The sequence below is a fragment of the Azotobacter salinestris genome (genome assembly GCF_009363155.1).
In the GTDB taxonomy this organism is placed as follows: domain Bacteria; phylum Pseudomonadota; class Gammaproteobacteria; order Pseudomonadales; family Pseudomonadaceae; genus Azotobacter; species Azotobacter salinestris.
The window spans coordinates 2326508-2346819 of the sequence record NZ_CP045302.1; the positions used below are offsets into that span (position 1 = coordinate 2326508).

The following is a 20312-nucleotide window of genomic DNA, read 5'->3' on the forward strand; positions in this document are numbered from 1 at the left end:
CTTCATCCCGTATAGCAGGATCACGACAGTGCCTCGCAACCTGTGGTCAGGCCTCTGCCTGTCCAGTCTGCTCGCTGTGCTCTCGACACTTTCCGGCTGCATCAACAGCCAAGGCATCATCCCCAAAGCCCTGCGTCTGGACGACGCCGGACTGCTCGCCGACAAGCCCATCCGCAAGGCCGCCAGGGAGGTGGAATGGCCGCGCGACCGCTGGTGGGAAGCCTATGGCGATCCGCAGCTGAACGCCTGGGTCGAGACGGCCCTGGCCGACAGCCCGAACCTGGCCGTGGCCGCCGCGCGCGTACGCCGGGCCCGGGCGCTGGCCGGGGTCGCCGAGTCCGAGCATGCCCCGCAGGTGAAGTTCGGTGCCTCGGTGCAGCGCAAGCACTGGCCGGACGACCAGTACTTCTACGGCCCCGGCCTGCTCGCCGACACCACCGGCTGGAACGCCACCTCCTCGCTGGACCTGAGCTACGACCTGGACCTCTGGGGCCGTCTGCGCAGCGACACCGAGCGGGCCCTGAGCCTGGCCGAGGTGGCGGCGACCGAGGAGCGCGCCGCGGCGCTCGAGTTGCAGAACAAGGTGGTCGGCACCTACATCCGGCTCGCCCTGCACCACGCCCGGCTGGAGATCGCCGAGGCCGAGCTCAGGCAGCGCGAACAGCTCCTGGCGCTGGCCCGCGAACGCCTGGCGATCGGCCTCGGCACCCAGCTGGAGATCAGCGAGGCCGAGGCGCCGCTGCCGGAGGCGCATCGCCAGATCGACCTGATCCGCGAGGCCATCGCCCTGACCCGCAACCAGCTGGCCGCCCTGGCCGGCAAGGGCCCCGGCGAGGGTACGCGGCTCGAACGGCCGAAGCTGTCGCTGCACGGCGAGCCCGCCCTGCCCTCGAGCCTGCCGCTGGAACTGCTCGGCCGGCGCCCGGACGTGGTCGCCCGCCGCTGGCAGGTGGCCACCGAGGCGCGCGGCATCGAGGTGGCCAAGGCGGACTTCTACCCCAACGTCAACCTGGCCGCCTTCTTCGGCTCGGGCTCGACGACCGGCGAGATGCTGAACTTCCTGACCAACGCCAACAAACTGACCTACGGCATCGGCCCGGCCCTGAGCCTGCCGGTGTTCGACGGCGGACGCCGGCGCGGCCGCCTCGGCGCCGCCACCGCCGCCTATGACATCGCGGTCGAGCAGTACAACCAGACCCTGGTCGAGGCGCTCAGGAGCGTGTCCGACCAGTTGATCCGCCTGCACTCGCTGCACGAGCAGGAGATCTTCGTCGGCCACGGCCTGGAAACCGCCGAGCGCCGCTACCGTCTGGCCGAGGAAGCCTACCGCCGCGGCCTGACCGACTACCGCGCGGTGCTCGAGGCGCAGAGCGCGCTGTTCGACCAGCAATTCCTCGAACAGCAGGTGCACGCCGAACACCTGACCGCCCAGGCCGGCCTCTGGGTCGCGCTCGGCGGCGGCGTACTGACGGACGACAGCGGCCCTGCCGCCGGGCAACTGGACGCTCGCGAAATCTCCCTGCACCTCCCCGGCCGTCACTGAGGAACACGCATGAAAACCGTGGCTGACGCACCGGTCGGCGCCTTCCGTCGTGCCCTGGGCGACTGGGCGCTGAGCGAGGGGCTGACCTGGGTGTTCGTGTTCAAGGCCCTGTTGACCGCCTTCGTCGCCCTCTGGCTGGCCTATCGCCTGGAGCTGCCGCAGCCGAGCACCGTGCTGGCCACGGTGTTCATCGTCATGCAGCGGCAGAGCGGCGAGGTGCTGGCCAAGAGCTTCTACCGCATCGTCGGCACCCTGCTGGGCCTGACGGTGATGGTCACCCTGATCGCCCTGTTCAACCAGGAGCGCGTGCTGTTTCTGCTCTGCCTGGCGATCTGGGTCGGCCTGTGCACCGCCGGCGCGGCGCGCTACCGGGACTTTCGCGGCTACGCCTGCGTGCTCGCCGGCTACACCGCGGCGATGATCGGCCTGCCGGCCACCTTCGACCCGGACGGCGCCTTCATGCAGGCCCTGTGGCGGGTGCTGGAAATCACCGTGGGCATCCTCTGCACCGGCCTCGTCATGGGCCTGATCCTGCCGCAGACCAGCGGCGCCACCCTGCGCAGCACCCTCGCCACGCGCTTTCGCGACTTCGCCGGCTTCGCCTGTGCGGGGCTGGCCGGCGAGCTGGAGCCACAGCGCATGGAGGAGATCAGCGCACGCTTCGCCGCCCAGGCCGTGGCCCTGGAGAACCTGCGCAACGCCAGCGCCTTCGAGGACCCGAACATGCGTCTGCGCAGCGGCCGCCTGGCGCGCCTGAACAACGAGTTCATGGTCCTCTCGACCCGCTTCCACGCCCTCTACCAGTTGCTCCAGCGCCAGCGCCTGCAGGGCGAGACCGGCGCCCGCGTGCTCGAAGCCCTGCAACCGTGCCTGGCGCAGGTCGGCTCCGAGCTCGCGCCGCTCGCCGAGCGCCTGTACAGCGATCAGGACGCGACGACGCTGGCCCGGGGCCTCGAAATCAGCAAGCAAGCGCTGATGCAGCGCATCCGCGACGGCCGCCAGCGACTGATCGAGCAGCAGGCCGACGAGGCGCAGCTGACCGACTTCAACACCGCCGCCGAACTGCTGTTCCGCTTCACCGACGACCTGCACGGCTATGCCCAGACCCAGGCCTCGCTGGCCGAGCAGCACCACAGCCGGGAGAACTGGAAGGGCAACTTCACCCCGCGCGCCAACGGCCTGGCCGCGGCGGTGGCGGGCATCCGCTGCGCCCTGCTGATCCTGGTGCTCAGCGCCTTCTGGCTGGCCAGCTCCTGGCCCAGCGGCAGCACCTTCGTGCTCACCGCCGGCCTGGTCTCGGCGCTGAGTTCGACCTCGGGCAACCCCGCACGCCTGAGCCGCCAGCTGCTGATCGGCGCGGCCGGCAGCGCGGTAGCCGGCTTCGCCCTGCAATTCTGGGTCTTCCCCTGGCTGGACGGCTTCGCCCTGCTCTACACCTCGCTGGTGCCGGTGATCGCCTTCGGCGCCTTCCTGCTCGCCCGTCCGCAGACCCTGGGCTACGGCGTCGGCCTGCTGATCTGGTTCTGCATGCTCGCCCTGCCGGCCAACCAGACCCACTACCTGCCCTACCGCTTCTTCAACGAGTACCTGGCGGTGCTCGCCTCCATGGGCCTGGTGGTGGTGTCCATGCTGATCCTGCCGCCCGACCGCCCCTGGTTGTGGCGGCGTCTGGAGCGGGACCTGCGGATGCGCGTGGTGTTCGCCGTCAGCGGCAAGCTCAAGGGGCTGGTCGACGGCTTCGAGAGCGGCACCCGCGACCTGCTCAACCAGGCCTACGGCCTGGCGGCGCGCCGCCCGGACGTGCAGCGCCGGCTGCTGCGCTGGATGTTCGCGGTGCTGGAGATCGGCCATGCGGTGATCGAGCTGCGCCAAGAGCAGGCTGCCCTGCCGGACGAGCCCTGCTACGCCGAGGACACCGCCTGGCAGCAGGGCGTGCGGGTCATGGGCCGCGCCCTGGTGCGCCTGTTCATCCAGCCCGAAGAGATCAACCGCCAGCGCGCCCTGGCCGCGGTCGAGCAGGCGATCCAGGCGGTGCGCGACACCCCCGAGCCGCGTCCGCCGCAATTCGACACCTCGCCGCTGCGCCGGGTCCTCAGCTACCTGCACTTCATCCGCAGCTCGCTGCTCGACCCCCGCTCGCCGCTGGCCGAGGGCTTCGCCAACGCTGCCGGGAGACTCGCCAATGCCCCGTGAAATCGCCCTGTTCGGCGTCTACCTGCCGAGCCTGACCCTGCTGTTCCTGGCCACCCTGGCCGGCGGCTGGGCCCTCGACCGGCTGGCCGCCTGGTTCGGCCTGTACCGCCACGCCTGGCACCCGACGCTGCTGCGCATGAGCCTATTCACCTGTCTGTACGGGCTCATCGCCCTGTACATCTACCGCTGATCGCCCCCCACATAGGCCCGGATATGTCCTGGAAAAGAGTCATCAGTGTCGTCTTCACCCTGCTGGTCGCCGCCGTCGCCGCCTACATCGTGCGCACGCTGTGGGTGCACTACATGGATTCGCCGTGGACCCGCGATGGCCGGGTGCGCGCCGACGTGATCAACATCGCCCCCGATGTCGCCGGTCTGGTGGTCGAGGTCGCGGTGAAGGACAACCAGCAGGTCAGGAAGGGCGACCTGCTGCTGCGCATCGACGACGAACACTACCGCCTGGCGCTCAAGCAGGCCGAAGCCCTGGTGGCGGCGCGCAAGGCCCAGCTGCAGATGAACGAGGAGAACGCCCAACGGCGGACCGACCTGGATGCGCTGGTCGTGTCGCGCGAGAGTCGCATCAACGCCAGCCACCTGGCCCATGCCTCCCAGGCCGACTACCAGGAAGCGCTGGCGCAGCTCGACCTGGCCCGGCTCAACCTGAGCCGCACCGAAGTGCGCGCGCCGGTGGACGGCTACGTCACCAACCTCAACGTCTTCGAGGGCGACTTCGCCAATCGTGGCGAGCCGGCCATGGCCCTGGTCGACAGCCACTCCTTCTACGTCTACGGCTACTTCGAGGAGACCCGCCTGCCGCTGATCCGCATCGGCGACAAGGCCGAACTGCGGCTGATGAGCGGCGAGCGCCTGAGCGGCCGGGTCGACAGCATCGCCCGCGGCATCTACGACCGCGACAACCCGGAAAGCCGCGAACTGGTCGCCGACGTCAACCCCACCTTCAACTGGGTGCGTCTGGCGCGCCGCATCCCGGTGCGCATCCAGATCGACGAGGTGCCGGAAGGCGTGACCCTGGCCGCCGGCCTGACCTGCACAGTGATCGTCGCCCCTCCCGCCGACCGGCCGCGCCCGGTGCCGGACCGCTGGTAGGGCGCCAGCTTTCGTGGGGGCGCCGGAAGTTCGGCGCCCTTCACGGAAAGTTGAAACTTTCGCACAACTTCCGCCGAGCCCCGCACATCGACCGGGCGTGAAGCGGCGAAACAGTGCGCATACTTTTCAGCACAACTCCCCCTCACCGTCTTGCAACTTTCCGCAAACTTTCCTGCCGCGCCCCAACTTCCCACGGCAATACAGCGATGCAACTTCGCTCGGTTGCCATGGCCGCGAAAAACGACCGGCACTGTTGCGCACGACGTACGGCAGCTTCTCGCAACCTTATGAAATAAATGAGCTTTCTCCTTTCCTTGAGCTCAAGAACCCTGACTTCTCCAGCCGCATGCCATTGTCCGTCGGCATTATTGCTCATCCACTCAACAGTCCTTGTGGTTATTGCCTATGTAACGGGATTTTCACAACTCTTAAAATGAACTCACCTTCCGGAAAGAAGTTGAAAACCGGAAGCGACCCGTTGCCCAACCGCAGTACCCATACGTTGGACAAGTACCTGCCCCGGCTCGTGCGAGGCCGGCCAGGTTTCCGACACAGTTTCGCTCTACAGGTGATTTTCGATGAAAGCGTTGGCCTTGCTGGCTTTGGCTGGGGTTTCGTGCATTGCGGTGGCCGAGGAACAGTCCACCTCCGCAAATACCCAGGAATCGTTGGAAGTGGAACGCTACGAATACGCCATGGATCTGGATATCGCCCATGTCATCAAGAGTCCCGATATCCCCGAGGTCTGCGGGGTGGTACCGGTGCAGATGACCTACGAGGACCATCAGGGCAAGCGCCACGTCCTCGAATACCTGGTCATGGGCAAGGGCTGCCAGAACGGCTGAGCGCCACGCGCGCCGGCAAGGGGTCGCAGCATTGTTGCCGATCCACTCAACGCTCCTTGTCGCAATCGGCCATATGAGCCGCTCCCCGCACTTATTAAAGTGAACGGGCCTTCCGGGAGCGACGACGACCTTGGAAGGCCCTCTGCCCAACGGCCGCTTCTCTCCGCATGTTGAGCATCCGCGCCGGCCGGTCCCTCCGCAAGACCGGCCGGCGCACTTCAAGGCGGCCCTCCCCGACAGGTACTCCGATGAAAGCCCTGATTCCGCTGGCATTGGCCGGCCTCTCATGCATGGCAGCCGCCGAAGGGCGGACGCCGGCAGCAAAGGACGCGACCACGGCGCAGGTCGCACGCTACGACTACTCGATGGACCTGGACATCGCCCGGGTCATCCATACCGACGAAATCCCCGACGTCTGCGAAGTGGTGCCGATCCGCATGGTCTACGAAGACAGCCGTGGCGAGCGGCACACCGTCGAGTACAGTGTCATGGGCCGCGGCTGCGGGGGCTTCTGAGATACCGGCGCATTGACGAGGGGCCTGCGCCGTCCGGCTTGCCCTGCCCCGGCTTTCGCGCGAACCTCGCCCTTGCCGGCCGCGCCCGGCCTTGCAGAGAGGAATACCCCATGCCCAAGATCTATCTGGCCGGTCCGGACGTGTTCCGCCCCGACGCCGTCGAGCACGGCGCCCGTCTCAAGCGGCTGTGCGCCGAGCATGGACTGGAAGGCCTCTATCCCCTGGACAACGCGCTGCCCCCGGGACTGTCCCCGGCCGCGGCGGCGCAATGGATTCTCGAAGCGAACATCGCCCTGCTGCGCAGCGCCGATGCCGTGCTGGCCAACCTCGAGCCATTCCGCGGCCGGGAGCCGGACTCCGGCACGGTGTTCGAAATGGGCATGGCCGTGGCCCTCGGCAAGCCGGTGTGGGCCTGCTTTGCTCCAGCCGGCGACCTGCGCAGCCAGGTTCCCCACGGGGCGGATGGACGCGATGCGCAGGGCTGGCTGGTGGAGGATTTCGGCCTGCCGCGCAACCTGATGCTCGCCTGCAGCTGGACAGGGCACAGCGCCACGCCGGAAGCGGCGATCGCCGAGCTGGCCCGGCATCTCGGCGTCTGAAACGGGAGCGGTCGTCGCGAAGACATGATCGCCGCGCCCGTCGCAGCCAGGGCTTCGCCGCTACCTCTCGGGTCTGACCGTATCGGCGGCGGCGCGGCCGGCCTCGCGGGTCAGGCGGATCACGTTGTCGGCCAGCGCCACGCCCTGTCCGGCGGCCTCCAGGCCGCGGCCGTACAGGTAATCGACTCCCTTCGCCGCCGCCTCCAGGGCGCCCACCAGAGGCTCGGCATCGGCCGGGGCGTTCTTCGCCACCTCCGCGACCATCCCGTGCAGCTGCCGGGTACCGGCCTCCATCTGCTGGCGGGCCAGATCGAGAAAGACCTTCTGACTCGCCGCCATCAATTCCTGGGCCTGCCGTCCGTACTCCATCATGCGCACCGCCTGGACTGCCGGCGACAGCTCGACGATCGCCTCCGACCCGCGCGCCGAGAGCAGCCGCCGCCAATTGGCGAAGAACAGGTCGGAGGTCATCTGCAGCGCCTGGAACTGCAGCCGGACCAGCCGCTCGCTGCCGTCGATCACTCCCTCGCCGAGGCGCCGTGCGGCCTCCAGCCCCGACGGCTGGCCGTTCTGGAACGCATTCGAATCAAAGATGGACATGTCTCAATCTCCCAAAGGCAACGACCGGGTCGGCCAGACGCGCCGGATCGCGGCAGGCCGGTCTGCCGCATTATTACTTTCCGGAATGCTTCGGCGCATGCATTTTTTGCACCGCAAAAAAAGTTTGCTCCCTGGTTTACCCTCCGCTATAAGAAACGGGCCATTGTCCCCGAGCCTCCATGACCCACGAATCCAGATCCGCTGGCTTCTTCTTCTGGAGGAGCGCACTGCTTGGCCTTACTCCAACACGAAGAGGGCGATCATGAGCCAGGACACTTTTTTTGCGCAGCAGGAAGACTGCTTCTCCTCTTTCCACAACTACATCCAGCATATCGGCAAGCTGCAGAGATTGCAGGCGAACAACCTGCAGGACAGCTTCCGGCAGCGCCAGGAAAAATCGCTGCAGAAACTGGTCGCGTGCTCCGCGCAGCCGATCGGCGCCAGCGACGGGCTCGACTACCTGACCGACTTCAACCAGCGCACCCTGCTGTTCTGGGACACCCTGCGCCAGCGGGCCGACAACACCCTCAAGCATCGCCAGGCCGGCTACCCGGTGCTGCTCAAGTTCGACCACGAGCTGCTGCTCGACGGCCGCGACCTGCCGACCCCGGTGAACTACTCGCTGCTGCGCATCCTGCCCGGCCCGGGCCAGACGACCGACTCCACCCTGCCGCCGGTGATCGTCATCGACCCCCGCGGCGGCCACGGCGCCGGCATCGGCGGCTTCAAGGAAGATTCGGAGATCGGCGAGAGCCTGCGTGCCGGGCACCCGACCTACTTCATCTCCTTCAGCCACAGCTCGGAACCGGGACAGACGCTGAGCGACATCGCCCTCGCCCAGGCCCGCTTCATCGAACTGGTCACCGAGCGCCACGCCCATGCCGGCAAGCCGGTGCTGATCGGCAACTGCCAGGCCGGCTGGGCGCTCATGGGCCTGGCGGCGCTGCGCCCGGAGCTGCCGGGGCTGCTGGTGGTGGTCGGCGCCCCGCTGTCCTACTGGGCCGGGGTCAACGGCCGCAACCCGATGCGCTACGCCGGCGGCCTGCTCGGCGGCGCCTGGATGACCCGTCTCGGCAGCGACCTCGGCAACGGCCGCTTCGACGGCACCTGGCTGGTTAGCAACTTCGAGAACCTCGATCCGACCCATGCCCTGTGGAGCAAGTACTACGAGCTGTTCTCCAGGGTAGACGGCGAGGCGCCGCGCTTTCTCGACTTCGAGCGCTGGTGGGGCAGCCCCAACCTGCTCAACAGCGAGGAGATCGAAACCATCGTCGACGAGCTGTTCATCGGCAACCGCCTGACCGGCGGCCAGGGCACCCTCACCGACCTGCGCCAGATCGAGGCGCCGGTCGTGGTGTTCTGCTCCTACGGCGACAACATCACTCCGCCGCAGCAGGCCCTCAACTGGATTTCCGATCTCTACCCTTCCGACCTGGCACTGCACTCGTCCGGGCGCACCATCATCTACCTCAAGCACGCCAGCGCCGGGCACCTGGGCATCTTCGTTTCCGGCCAGGTGGCGCGCCGCGAGCATCGCCAGCTGATCGGCGCCATCGATGCGATCAGGGCCCTGCCGCCCGGCCTGTTCGAGCTGATCATCGACGACGTGCCGCATCCCGACGGCGGCGTCCAGGGCTACAAGGTGCACTTCGAATCGCGGCGGATCGCCGACATCCTCGCCGAGGACGACGGCTACGACGACGAGCGGGAATTCGAGCTGGTCAACCGCGTCTCGGCGATCAACAGCACCGTCTACGACTGGACGGTACGCCCCTGGCTGAGCCGGGCGATCAACGAGCCGATCGCCGAGCAGCTGCGCCAGCACCATCCCTTCCACCTGCAGCGGCAGGCCTGGAGCAGCCTGAACCCGGCGACCTGGTGGCTGTCCGGCATGGCCGAGCTGGCCCGCCGCCAGCGCCATCCGGCGCGCCCCGACAATCCGCTGCTCGCCTGGCAGGAACTCTTCTCCGACTGCATCGAGAACACCCTGGACACCTGGCGCGACCTGCGCGACGCCGGCCAGGAGCTGGCCTTCCACGCCGTCTACGGCTGGCTCAGCACCCTCACCGGCGGCCAGCGCACCAGCGCGGCCGAGAAGTTCGCCAGCGAACGGGAACGGGCGCTGCTCGAACGCCTGTACGAAGCCCTGCCGCTGGGCGGCGCGCGGGAAGCGGCCATCCGCATCCTGCTGCTGCTCGCCAGGGCCAGCGGCCGGCTGGACAAGGCCATGCTGGAAAGCATCGTCAAGGATTACCGCCGCCGGGCCATCGCCGATCCGCACATCCCGGACGTCGCCAGCCTGCGGGAAATCACCCGCCAGCAGAACCTGCTGGTGTTCGCCTATCCCGAGGAGAGCGTGCAGACGCTGCCCGAGCTGCTGCCCGAGCGTGCCGAGCGCCAGCGCATTCTCGCCGAGGTGATGAACATCGAGCCGGGCTGGCAACGCAGCGACGGCCCGCTGGGCGCCCTCTGGCGCCAGCTGTTCGAGGTGCTGGAACTGCCGCTGGCAGACTTCGCCCAGCTGCGCCTGGAAACCCCCAGGCTGCTCGCGGAGACGCCCGCCGAGGCGAGCGCGGCCGCGCCGGCCGCGATCCCGGAAAGCACGCCGCCGGCGCCCGAGCCGAAGGTGCGCCCGGCGGCCGAAACCGCCGCCGTGCCGGCCAGGCGGCAGGATGCGCTGATCGAGCCGGTTCCGGTCGCCACCCCCGACAGCGCGGCTGCCGCCCCCGAGGCCGAACCGGCCGCGGCACCGGCGCAGGCCGAGCCCGCCGCCGAAGCGCCGGCCGAGGCCAAACCCATGGAGGTTGCGCCCAAGCCGCACATCCGCGTCCGCGCCAACACCGTGATCGCCGAGCCGGAGGAGGCCCAACCGGCCGCCGAAGCCGCGCCGACCGGCGCCGAGGCCGTACCGGCCAGTACCGAAGCGGCTTCGGCCGAAGCTTCTCCGGCCAGTACGCAAGCCACTTCCGCCCCGGCCGAGAGCGCACCGGCGCCGAAGGCCGCCAAACCGCGCCGGCCACGCAAGCCCAGTGGCAGCAAGCCCGCCAACAAGTAACGCACGCAGCCGGCAGGCACCAGGGGGACACGAGATCCTCGCTGGCGCCTGCCGTCCTCCTTATCCCCCGCTGGCGTTCATGAAGCGCAGTACCTGAACCTCTCCGCTCGCCAAGAAGTCGTGCTGCTGCGGCTTGTGCAGCAGGGCGCGGTCGATGGCTTCCGAGAGTGGCCGGTCGTCGGTCGGGTGGCGACGCAGCAGGGCACGCAGGTCTAGCGACTGCTCATGGCCGAGACAGAGCAGCAGGCGGCCCTCGACGGTCAGCCGCAGGCGGTTGCAGCTGGCGCAGAAGTTGTGGCTGTGCGGCGAGATGAAGCCGATGCGGCTGGCCGGATGCGCCGGCAGGCGCACGTAGCGCGCCGGCCCGCCGCTCTGCTCGGCGCAGTCGAGCAGCGCGTAGCGGCTGGCGATCCGTGCCCTCACCTCGTCGCTGGAGCAGAAGGCCTCGCCGCGCGAGCGGCCGACCTCGCCCAGCGGCATTTCCTCGATGAAGCTGATGTCGAGCCCGCGCGCCACGGCATAGTCGACCAGCTCGAGCACCTCGTCGGCGTTGCGCCCCTGCATCGCCACGGCATTCAGCTTGATCCGCTCGAAGCCGGCGGTGCGGGCCGCCTCGATGCCGTCGAGCACCCGCGCCAGCTCGCCGGTGCGGGTGATGGCGCGAAAGCGCGCCGGGTCCAGGCTGTCCAGGCTGATGTTGAGGCGCCTCACCCCGGCCTCGGCCAGCGGCCGGGCCAGCTTGACCAGCTGCGAGCCGTTGGTGGTCATCACTAGTTCGCGCAGACCGGGCAAGGCGGCGATCCGCTCGCACAGGCCGAGGATGCCCTGGCGCACCAGCGGCTCGCCGCCGGTGAGGCGGATCTTCCTCACCCCGCGGCCGACGAACAGCCGGGCCAGGCGGTACAGCTCCTCGAGGCCGAGGATCTGCTGGCGCGGCAGGAAGCGCATGTCCTCGGCCATGCAGTAGACGCAGCGGAAGTCGCAGCGGTCGGTCACCGACAGCCGCAGGTAGTCGATGGTGCGTCCGAAGCCGTCTTGCAGTGCACGGGCCATGGGGATTCTCGTCAAAGGGATTCGGTGAACCGTCGTAGGGTGGATAACGGCGTAGCCTTATCCACCGTGCAGGACTCCGGTGGAAAACGCTGCGCGGTTTTCCACGGGGTGGCCATCCACCCTACGCATCGTCCTCGTTCAGCCGGGGAAGAGGAACGGATTGAGGCCGCTGCGGTAGAAGCCCTGGCGCTCCACCTCGGCGTCCAGCGCCAGGGAGGCCAGATCGTCGGCGATCACCTCCAGCTGCGGGTCGCGGTCCTCGTGGAGGACCTTGAGGTAGCTGTTGCAGTCGCCGCAGCTTTCCGCGCGGATCGCCGCCTGCTCGCTGTCCAGCGACCAGTAGTCGAGCCGGCCGCCCTCCTCGCAGTTGCTGCACTTGGTGCGCACCATGTGCCAGCGGCTCTCGCACAGCCCGCAGTGCAGGTAGCGCAGGCCGCTCTGGGCGCCACCGCGGATCACGCTGGCCACCGGCGCGCCACCGCACACCGGGCAGCACTGGCGCCCCTCGCCGACGCCGGCCTGGCCGGAGGCCGGCAGCTGCGCGGCCATCTGCGTCCAGTACAGCGACAGCGCGGCCCACAGGAAGGGCGCGCGGTCGCTGCCGACCACCCGGTAGTCGCCGGCCAGCAGGGCGTCGGCCAGCTTCTCCAGCGCGACCCCGTCGCAGCTGCGCAGGCCGGCGAGGGTCTGCGCCACGGCCGGGGTCGGGCTGTCCTGCAGGCGCCCGAACAGCGCCTGCAGCAGGTCGCGCCAGTGCCGCTCGCGCGGCAGGCTGGTGGCCTCCAGCGGCGGCCGCGCCCCGCCCAGACGGGCGGGCAGCGTGGCGGCCAGCGCCGCGGGCAGCGGCAGCGCCTCGGCGACCTGCTGCTGCGCTTCGGCGATGCCGGCGGCGAAGCGCAGGTAGTCGGCCATCGGGTGAGCCTCGGCGAGCTGGCGCAGGCGTCCGGCGCGGCGCCCGTAGCGGTTTTTCAGGTCGGGCAGGATCAGCGGCACGATGGCGCCGACGCCACCGCTCGGCTTCTCGTCGGCAACCAGGCGGATGCTGTTCATTCGCGCCCCTCGCTCTTGGCGGCCGGCTTGGAGATCTGCCGGTACCAGCGGTCGTGGTGGCTCCTGGCCCAGGCGCGCGAGACGTAGCCGGTGACCATCCCGGAAATCGAGCCCTTGACCCAGAAGGCCAGGTAGGCGTGGCCGAGGATCAAGAGGATCAGCGCGATGCCGGCGGCGGCGTGCAGGAACAGGCCGAGGCGGATCAGCGGGATGGGCAAGGCCGGGGCGAAGTACGGCCGCCAGATCACCAGGCCGCTGAGCAGCAGCACGCTGATCAGGCTCATGATCCCCCAGAACAGGATCTTCTGGCCGGCGTTGTACTTGCCGATCTGCAGGGGCTTGTCGTGGTTGCCGAGCAGCACGTCCTTGAGGTTGGCGAACCAGGCGAGGTCCTCGCGCTCCGGCAGGTTGTATTTGACGAAGCGGATGAACAGGTAGACCAGGGCGAGAAACACCGCGACGCCGAGGAAGGGGTGCAGGATGCGCGCCATCTGCGGCGTGCCGAGCACCGCGCCGAGGCCGCTCAGGGTCGGGAAGAACCAGGACAGCCCGGAGAGCGCGGCGAGGAAGAAGCAGATCACCATCACCCAGTGGCAGGCGCGCTCGGGGAAGCGGGTGCGCAGGATCATGTCGCGCTTGTTCATGCCTCGGTCTCCTCATGCTCGTCGACCTGGTTGGGGCCGACGCCGACGTAGTGGAACAGGGTGCCGGCCAGGGTGGCGAAGAAGGCCACGGCGGCGGCCGGCTTCATCCAGCCCTTCCAGCCGTGGATCGCGCTGCTGATGCGCGGGTCCCTGGGCAGGTTGTGGTACAGCTCGGGCCGGTCGGCATGGTGCAGCACGTACATCACGTGGGTGCCGCCGACGCCCTGCGGGTCGTAGAGGCCGGCGTTGGCGTAGCCGCGGCCGTGCAGCTCCTCGACGCGCTGGCCGGCCAGGTGCTGCATGTCGGCCTTGGTGCCGAAACTGATCGCCCCGGTCGGGCAGGTCTTGGCGCAGGCCGGCTCCTGGCCCACTGCCACGCGGTCGGAACACAGGGTGCACTTGTAGGCCTTGTTGTCCTCCTGACTGATCCGCGGCACGTTGAACGGGCAGCCGGCGACGCAGTAGCCGCAGCCGATGCAGTGCTCGGACTGGAAGTCGACGATGCCGTTGGCGTACTGGACGATGGCGCCCGGGCTCGGGCAGGCCTTGAGGCAGCCGGGGTCCGCGCAGTGCATGCAGCCGTCCTTGCGGATCAGCCATTCCAGCCTGCCGTTCTCCTGCTCGACCTCGTCGAAGCGCATCACCGTCCAGCTCTTGGCGCTGAGGTCGATGGGGTTGTCGTAGACACCGACGTTCTGGCCGACCTCGTCGCGCAGGTCGTTCCACTCCGAGCAGGCCACCTGGCAGGCCTTGCAGCCGATGCAGATGCTCACGTCGATCAGCTTGGCGACTTCCGCCTTGTGGTCGCGGACCTGGGTCGGCGGGGTCAGGGCGCTGGTCGCCGAGCGCTTGATGATGTCTTGAGATTGCATGGACATGGAAAGCCCTCCATCAGACCTTTTCAATGTTCACGAGGAAGGCCTTGTACTCCGGCGTCTGCGAGTTGGCGTCGCCAACCGCGGGCGTCAGGGTGTTGGCCAGGAAGCCCTTGCGGGTGGTGCCCTCGAAGCCCCAGTGGCAGGGGATGCCGACGGTGTCGACCGGCTTGCCGTCGATCTCCAGGGTGGCGATGCGCTTGGTCACCACCGCCTTGGCCTTGATGAAGCCGCGCATGGAGCTGACCTTGACCGTGTCGCCGGCGCGGATGCCCTTCTGCGCCGCCAGTTGCTCGCCGATCTCGACGAACTGCTCGGGCTGGACGATGGCGTTCAGCCGCGAGGCCTTGGTCCAGTGGCGGAACATCTCGGTGATCGAGTAGGTGGTGGCGACGTAGGGGAAGTCCGCCGCGCTGCCCATGCGCTTGCGGTCGTTGTCGAACAGCCGGGTGGTCGGGTTGAAGGTGACCTTCGGGTGCAGCGGGTTGTGCTCCAGCGGCGACTCGATCGGCTCGTAGTGCTCGGGGAAGGGCCCGTCGCCCAGCGCGCCGACCGCGAACAGCCGGCCGAGGCCCTCGGGCAGCATGATGAACGGATTGGCCTCGCTGCCCGGCGCGACGGTGGCGGCGAAGTCGGCGACGTCGATGCCGCTCCAGCGCTGGCCGTTCCACTCGATCAGCTTGCGTTTCGGGTCCCAGGGCCTGCCCTGCGGGTCGACCGAGGCGCGGTTGTAGAGGATGCGGCGGTTCTGCGGCCAGCACCAGGCCCAGCCCGGGGTGCTGCCGAGGCCCGCGGCGTCGCTGGCGTTGTCGCGCCGCGCCATCTGGTTGCCGGCCTCGGTCCAGGAGCCGGCAAAGATCCAGCAGAAGCTGGCGGTGCTGCCGTCGGCGCGCAGCAGCGCGAAGTCGCGCAACAGCTCGCCCTTCTTCGCCAGCAGGGTGCCCTGCGGGTCGTAGAGGTCGGCCAGGGCGTAGCCGTTGGCCTCCCTGGCGACCTCCTCGGGCGCCGGGTCCTCCGGATCGCTGTAATTCCAGGCCATGTTGAGCAGCGGCGCGGGGTTGGCGCCGCCCTCCTTCGCGTACAGCTCGCGCAGGCGGAGGAACAGGTGGCCGAGGATCTTGCCGTCGTGCCAGGCCTCGGCCGGCGGCGCCGCACCCGCCCAGTGCCACTGCAGCCAGCGGCCGGAATTGGCGATCGAGCCGTTCTCCTCGGCGAAGCAGGACGACGGCAGGCGGAACACCTCGGTCCGGATCTCGGCGGGGTTCACATCGTTGGCTTCGCCGTGGTTCTGCCAGAAGTTCGAGCTCTCGGTGACCAGTGGGTCGATCACCACCAGGTACTTGAGCCTGGACAGGGCGGCGACCGCCTTGTTCTTGTCCGGGAAGGCGGCGATCGGGTTGAAGCCCTGGGCGATGTAGCCGTTGACCTTGCCCTCGTACATCAGCTCCATATAGCGCAGCACGTCGTACTCGACGTCCCACTTGGGCAGCCAGTCGAAGCCCCAGTCGTTCTCCCTGGTCGCCTTGTCGCCCCAGACGCTCTTCATCAGGCTGACGAAGAACTTCTCGGTGTTCTGCCAGTAGTTCACCTGGCCGGGCAGCAGCGCCTTGGGCGTGCTCTGCGCGAGGTAGGTGGCCAGGTCGGGCTGGTGCTCCGAGGGCAGGTTCAGGTAGCCCGGCATGCGCACCGAGAGCAGGCCGAGGTCGGTGTAGCCCTGGATGTTCGAGTGCCCGCGCAGGGCGTTGATGCCGCCGCCGGGCATGCCGATGTTGCCGAGCAAGAGCTGGATCATCGCCGCGCCGCGGATGATCTGCACGCCGCTGGTGTGGTGGGTCCAGCCGAGGGCGTAGAGGAAGGTCGCGGTCTTGTCCGGCGCGCTGGTATCGCCGAGCAGCCGGCAGATCTCCAGGAAGTCCTCCTTGGGCGTGCCGCACAGGCGCGTGACCATCTCCGGGGTGTAGCGGCTGACGTGCTGCTTCAAGAGGTTCCACACGCAGCGCGGATGGCTGAGGGTCGGGTCGCGCCGGGCGTGGCCGTTCTCGTCCAGCTGGTAGGCCCAGGAGCTGCGGTCGTACTGCTTCTTCGCCTCGTCGTAGCCGCTGAACAGGCCCTCGTCGAAGGCGAAGTCGTCGCGCACCAAGAGGCTCGCGTTGGTGTAGGCGCGCACGTACTCGTGCTGGATCCTGTCGTGGGCGATCAGGTAGTTGACCACCCCCATCAGAAAGGTCACGTCGGAGCCGGCGCGGATCGGCGCGTAGAGGTCGGCGACCGCGGCGCTGCGGTTGAAGCGCGGGTCGACCACGATCAGCTTGGCGCCGTTGCGGATCTTCGCCTCGATGGCCCACTTGAAGCCCACCGGGTGGGCCTCGGCGGGGTTGCCGCCCATGACCAGCACGACGTTGGCGTTCTTGATGTCCACCCAGTTGTTGGTCATCGCGCCGCGGCCGAAGCTGGGCGCCAGGGCGGCCACGGTCGGGCCGTGGCAGAGCCGCGCCTGGCAGTCCATGCCGAGGATGCCGAGGGCGCGGGTGAAGCGCCAGTCGAGGGCGCCGGTCTCGTTGCTGGCCGCCGAGGAGCAGAGCATGCCGGTGGTCAGCCAGCGGTTCACGGTGAGCCCGGCGGCGTTCTTCTCGACGAAGTTGGCGTCGCGGTCGTCCTTCATCAGCCGGGCGATGCGCTCGATGGCCTCCTCCCAGCTGATCCGCTGCCACTTATCCGAACCCGGCGCGCGGTACTCGGGGTACTGCAGGCGCTGCTCGCTGTGGATGAAGTCGACCAGTCCGGCGCCCTTCGGGCACAGCGAGCCGCGGCTGACCGGATGGTCGGGGTCGCCCTCGATGTGGAAGATCCGCGGTTTGGCGTTCTTCGCGCCGTCGCCGAGGCTGTACATCAGCACCCCGCAGCCCACCGAGCAGTAGGTGCAGTTGTTGCGGGTCTCCCTGGCGCGCAGCAGCTTGTACTGGCGCGGCTGGGTGGCGTGGGCGACGCCGGGGGCGAAGCCGAGGGTGGCGGCAGTGGCGCCGGCCACCCCGACGGTACAGAGCTTGAAGAACTGTCTTCTGCCAAGTTCCATGACGATCTCCTGAAAGGTAGGGACGAGCGCGGTCCGCGCTTCGCGACGGGAAACGCTCGGGACTTTCGATTGGGTGTGCAGGCGGCGGCGGGCAGGCCTTACGGGGCGCGCGGTACCGGGCTGTAGACCCGCGCCGCGCTGTGGTGCGGCAGATGGATCAGGTTGAGGTGGTGGTGGCGTGCCCAGTCCACGGTCAGCGCGGTGGGCGCCGACAGCCCGACCAGGGTGCCGATGCCGGCGCGCACCGCCTTGTGCAGCAACTCGACGCCGCAGCGGCTGGTGACCACGGCGAAGCCGCGGCCGGGCTCCAGGCGTTCGCGCCCGAGGGCGCCGATCAGCTTGTCGAGGGCGTTGTGCCGGCCGATGTCCTCGCGGCACAGGCGGATCTCGCCGGCCTCGTCGACGAACAGCGCGGCATGCAGGGCGCCGCTGTGGCGGGCCAGGCGCTGCTCGGCGGCGATGCTCTCGCGCAGCCCCTGCAGGTGTCCGGCCGGCGGCAGCGGTACCGGCTCGAGCGCCGGCAGCTGCGGCAGCGCCTGCTCCAGCGCCTCCACCCCGCATACGCCGCAGCCGCTGCTGCCGGCCAGTTGGCGGCGCTGCCGCTTGAGCTGCCAGAAGGCGCGGCTGGCGATCTCCACCTCGGCCCGCCAGGCCTCGGCGCCCTCGACGAGCCGCAAGTCGTAGACTTCATCGGCACTATCGATGATGCCGGCGGTCAGAGTGAAGCCGTGGACGAAATCTTCCAGCGCCTCGGGCGTGACCATCATCACCGCATGGTTGAGGCCGTTGTAGCTGATCGCCAGCGCGCATTCGGTGGCCAGCTGCGTCTCGCCGACCCGCTCCGCCTGTCCCAGCTCGGCATAGCGGTAGGTGCCCGTGACGGTCGGGGGGGGCTCCTTGGCAGGGGGACTGGCGTGATGCGGCATGGCAGCGCACTCGGCGATCAATTGACACAAGTCAAGTCTATTCTTGGCCCAGTCGTCCGACCAATCGCTATTGCCGATTCGTTGATCGACCACGTCTATCGACTCTGCCGTCACATGCGGCATCCTGCCGCGCAGGCCGCGCCGTTTCGCTGTCCGTTGCTCCGACGCCGGCGCCTGCCCTCCCGAAGCGGCCGCACACGCCTTAGCCTTTGGTCTACCCTGCCCGCGCCATTAAATGCATAAAATTCATATAAAAATATAATTATTATTCATTTAATGAATTAAAAGCGCAGCGCTAGCATCCCTCTCAACACATGGACACTCACTGAGAGGGAACACCGATGTCGCACCGTTCGGGCGGTTTGTCGCGCCGCCGCTTTCTCGCCAGCACCGCCAGCGCCCTGGCACTGGCGCCCCTGCTGCTCGATGGCAGGCACGCCGAGGCGGCCGCACCGGGCCGGCTGCGCATCGCCCAGTACAAGGGCGGCGACAAGCTGCTGCTGGAGGTCGCCGGCCTCGCCGACACGCCCTACCCCATCGACTGGGCGAAATTCGCCTCGGGCAACCTGATGGTCGAGGCGATGAACGGCGGCTCGCTGGATCTCGCCTACGGCAGCGAGATCCCGTCGCTGTTCGGCTTCATCAAGGGCGCACGAATCCGCGTGGTCGGGGTGATCAAGGGCGACGTCAACGAGCAGACGGTGCTGGTGCCCAGGGACTCGCCCATCCGCTCCATCGCCGACCTCAAGGGCAAGCGCGTCGGCTACGTGCGCGCCACCACCACCCAGTACTACCTGACCAAGATGCTCGCCGAGGTCGGCCTGAGCTTCGCCGACATCCAGGCGATCAACCTCACGGTGCCCGACGGCGCCGCCGCCTTCCGCACCGGCCAGCTCGATGCCTGGGCGATCTACGGCTACTCGGTGCCGCTGGCGCAGACCTCGGTCGGCGCCCGGGTGCTCAAGCGCGCCAACGGCTACCTGTCGGGCAACTACCTGTTCTTCGCCGCCCCGGAGGCCATCGCCGACCCGCAGCGCCACGCGGCGATCGCCGACTTCTTCGTGCGCCTGCAGAAGGCCTTCGCCTGGCGCCAGGCCAACTCCGAACGCTACGCCGCGGCGCTCGCCGCGGAGATCGGCGTACCGGTCGAGGCGGTGCTCGCCCTGCTGCGCAACGAGAGCCAGGTGCGCCGCCTGGTGCCGGTGGACGACGCGGCGATCCACAGCCAGCAGGACGTGGCCGACACCTTCCTCAAGGCCGGGGTGATCGAGCGGCCGGTGGACGTGCGGCCGCTGTGGGACCGCAGCTTCGCGGCCGCGCTGGGCGGCTGAGGCCGCGAAAGCGCAGCGCCCCTTTCTCCACCTGACCTGCACGGAAACCTGCCATGACGCATTGTTCCCGACGGCGTTTTCTCACTCTGGCGGGCGGCGCGCTGCTCGACGCTCCCCTGGTCGGCTGGCGGGCGATCACCAACGAGCTCGCCACCCTGCTCGGCCAGCCGGTGGTGGTCGGGAACCGCCCTGGCTGCCGCCGTCCGCAGCGAGGCCTTTCGCAAGGTCGCCGAGGGCCAGGGCAACCGGGCGATCTTCCAGACCGGCGAGGAAGCCAGCGCCCGCCTGCGCCGGAAGCTGGACAGCCGGCGGCGCTTCCAGGCGCAGATCGCGCAGGGTGCTCCGGCGGCCTGAGCAAGGGCCGGCGAGCGGCCCTATGCCCCCTATAAGCAAACGGCCAGCAACTCGGGCACGAACGACGATGACCCTTTACACCGGCGCTTGCCACTGCGGTGCAGTCCGCTTCGAGGTCGAAGCCGAGATCGACCATGTGCGTGTATGTGATTGTTCGATCTGCTCGATGCGCGGGGCACTGAACGTTCGGGTTCCGAAGGAGAACCTGCGTCTGCTGACGCCCTGGGAGAATTTGTCGCTCTATCAGTGGGGGTCCCGGACGGCGAAAGACTACTTCTGCCCGCAATGCGGCATCCTGCCGTTCAGGCGCCCCAGCGATCCGACACCCCAAGAGCTTGGCGAAGGCGTGCCGCCCTTCGATGGCTGGGCAGTGAATGTTCGTTGCCTAAAGGGGATCGATTTCCACTCGCTTCCGGTCAGGCGGATTCACGGAAGTCGAATCCGACTAGAACCGACCTGAGCAAGCAGCCCGGCCATCCGCGCCGCACGGAAAGCTGCCGTGACGGATTTTCCGCCATCCCATGGCCCGCAATGCCGATCCGCTCAAGT

General features: G+C 68.6%; 17 protein-coding genes. 10 read left to right on the forward strand and 7 right to left on the reverse strand.

What is annotated here, in order from left to right; genetic code table 11:
* The first annotated feature begins 28 nt into the window (after positions 1 to 28).
* From GCU53_RS10845 to GCU53_RS10875, 7 genes are all read left to right on the forward strand, one after another.
* On the forward strand, positions 29 to 1543 hold the full coding sequence (locus GCU53_RS10845; RefSeq protein ID WP_152387624.1) for an efflux transporter outer membrane subunit: 1515 nt from the start codon (positions 29 to 31) through the stop codon (positions 1541 to 1543).
* 9 nt (positions 1544 to 1552) lie between these two features.
* A complete protein-coding gene (locus tag GCU53_RS10850) occupies positions 1553 to 3736 on the forward strand; it encodes an FUSC family protein (RefSeq protein ID WP_152387625.1) in 2184 nt (727 codons plus the stop codon).
* Positions 3726 to 3926 carry a DUF1656 domain-containing protein gene (locus GCU53_RS10855; protein ID WP_152387626.1) on the forward strand — a complete coding sequence of 67 codons (201 nt, stop codon included), beginning with the start codon at positions 3726 to 3728 and terminating at the stop codon, positions 3924 to 3926. The genes GCU53_RS10850 and GCU53_RS10855 overlap by 11 nt, the downstream gene beginning before the upstream one ends.
* 23 nt (positions 3927 to 3949) lie before the next feature.
* Positions 3950 to 4843 carry an efflux RND transporter periplasmic adaptor subunit gene (locus tag GCU53_RS10860; RefSeq protein WP_152387627.1) on the forward strand — a complete coding sequence of 298 codons (894 nt, stop codon included), beginning with the start codon at positions 3950 to 3952 and terminating at the stop codon, positions 4841 to 4843.
* Between the two features lie 578 nt (positions 4844 to 5421).
* Positions 5422 to 5688 carry a DUF2790 domain-containing protein gene (locus tag GCU53_RS10865; protein WP_152387628.1) on the forward strand — a complete coding sequence of 89 codons (267 nt, stop codon included), beginning with the start codon at positions 5422 to 5424 and terminating at the stop codon, positions 5686 to 5688.
* Between the two features lie 248 nt (positions 5689 to 5936).
* Positions 5937 to 6203 (forward strand): DUF2790 domain-containing protein, encoded by a 267-nt coding sequence (locus GCU53_RS10870; RefSeq protein ID WP_152387629.1) that lies wholly within the window; start codon positions 5937 to 5939, stop codon positions 6201 to 6203.
* A gap of 110 nt (positions 6204 to 6313) precedes the next feature.
* On the forward strand, positions 6314 to 6802 hold the full coding sequence (locus GCU53_RS10875) for a nucleoside 2-deoxyribosyltransferase (protein WP_152387630.1): 489 nt from the start codon (positions 6314 to 6316) through the stop codon (positions 6800 to 6802).
* Positions 6803 to 6862: 60 nt separating this feature from the next.
* On the opposite strand, the gene phaP is transcribed toward GCU53_RS10875, so the two are convergent.
* The gene (gene phaP / locus GCU53_RS10880; protein ID WP_152387631.1) at positions 6863 to 7402 is read right to left on the reverse strand and encodes a TIGR01841 family phasin; all 540 of its coding nucleotides are present in this window, start codon (positions 7400 to 7402) and stop codon (positions 6863 to 6865) included.
* Positions 7403 to 7664: 262 nt separating this feature from the next.
* Between phaP and GCU53_RS10890 the strand changes: the two genes are divergently transcribed.
* Complete coding sequence (locus GCU53_RS10890; RefSeq protein WP_152387632.1) at positions 7665 to 10457, forward strand: DUF3141 domain-containing protein; 2793 nt, start codon at positions 7665 to 7667, stop codon at positions 10455 to 10457.
* Positions 10458 to 10517: 60 nt separating this feature from the next.
* On the opposite strand, the gene moaA is transcribed toward GCU53_RS10890, so the two are convergent.
* From moaA to fdhD, 6 genes are all read right to left on the reverse strand, one after another.
* Positions 10518 to 11510: a GTP 3',8-cyclase MoaA gene (gene moaA, locus GCU53_RS10895; protein WP_152387633.1), complete on the reverse strand. Its 993-nt coding sequence runs from the start codon at positions 11508 to 11510 to the stop codon at positions 10518 to 10520.
* Positions 11511 to 11648: 138 nt separating this feature from the next.
* Entirely contained in the window at positions 11649 to 12560 is a 912-nt protein-coding gene (gene fdhE, locus GCU53_RS10900) for a formate dehydrogenase accessory protein FdhE (protein WP_152387634.1), read from the reverse strand.
* Positions 12557 to 13204, reverse strand: coding sequence for a formate dehydrogenase subunit gamma (locus GCU53_RS10905; RefSeq protein WP_152387635.1), 648 nt, complete (start codon positions 13202 to 13204; stop codon positions 12557 to 12559). The genes fdhE and GCU53_RS10905 overlap by 4 nt, the downstream gene beginning before the upstream one ends.
* The gene (gene fdxH / locus GCU53_RS10910) at positions 13201 to 14076 is read right to left on the reverse strand and encodes a formate dehydrogenase subunit beta (protein ID WP_280115881.1); all 876 of its coding nucleotides are present in this window, start codon (positions 14074 to 14076) and stop codon (positions 13201 to 13203) included. Before fdxH ends, GCU53_RS10905 begins: the two co-directional genes overlap by 4 nt.
* A gap of 19 nt (positions 14077 to 14095) precedes the next feature.
* Entirely contained in the window at positions 14096 to 17152 is a 3057-nt protein-coding gene (fdnG, locus tag GCU53_RS10915) for a formate dehydrogenase-N subunit alpha (RefSeq protein ID WP_152387637.1), read from the reverse strand.
* A gap of 98 nt (positions 17153 to 17250) precedes the next feature.
* Positions 17251 to 18078, reverse strand: coding sequence for a formate dehydrogenase accessory sulfurtransferase FdhD (gene fdhD, locus GCU53_RS10920; RefSeq protein WP_152387638.1), 828 nt, complete (start codon positions 18076 to 18078; stop codon positions 17251 to 17253).
* A 341-nt stretch (positions 18079 to 18419) separates the two neighbouring features.
* On the opposite strand from fdhD, the gene GCU53_RS10925 reads away from it, so the two are divergent.
* Together GCU53_RS10925 and GCU53_RS10935 are read left to right on the forward strand one after the other, a co-directional pair.
* Positions 18420 to 19409 (forward strand): ABC transporter substrate-binding protein, encoded by a 990-nt coding sequence (locus tag GCU53_RS10925; RefSeq protein WP_152387639.1) that lies wholly within the window; start codon positions 18420 to 18422, stop codon positions 19407 to 19409.
* 421 nt (positions 19410 to 19830) lie between these two features.
* Positions 19831 to 20223 (forward strand): GFA family protein, encoded by a 393-nt coding sequence (locus GCU53_RS10935; protein WP_152387640.1) that lies wholly within the window; start codon positions 19831 to 19833, stop codon positions 20221 to 20223.
* The last annotated feature ends 89 nt before the right edge of the window (positions 20224 to 20312 follow it).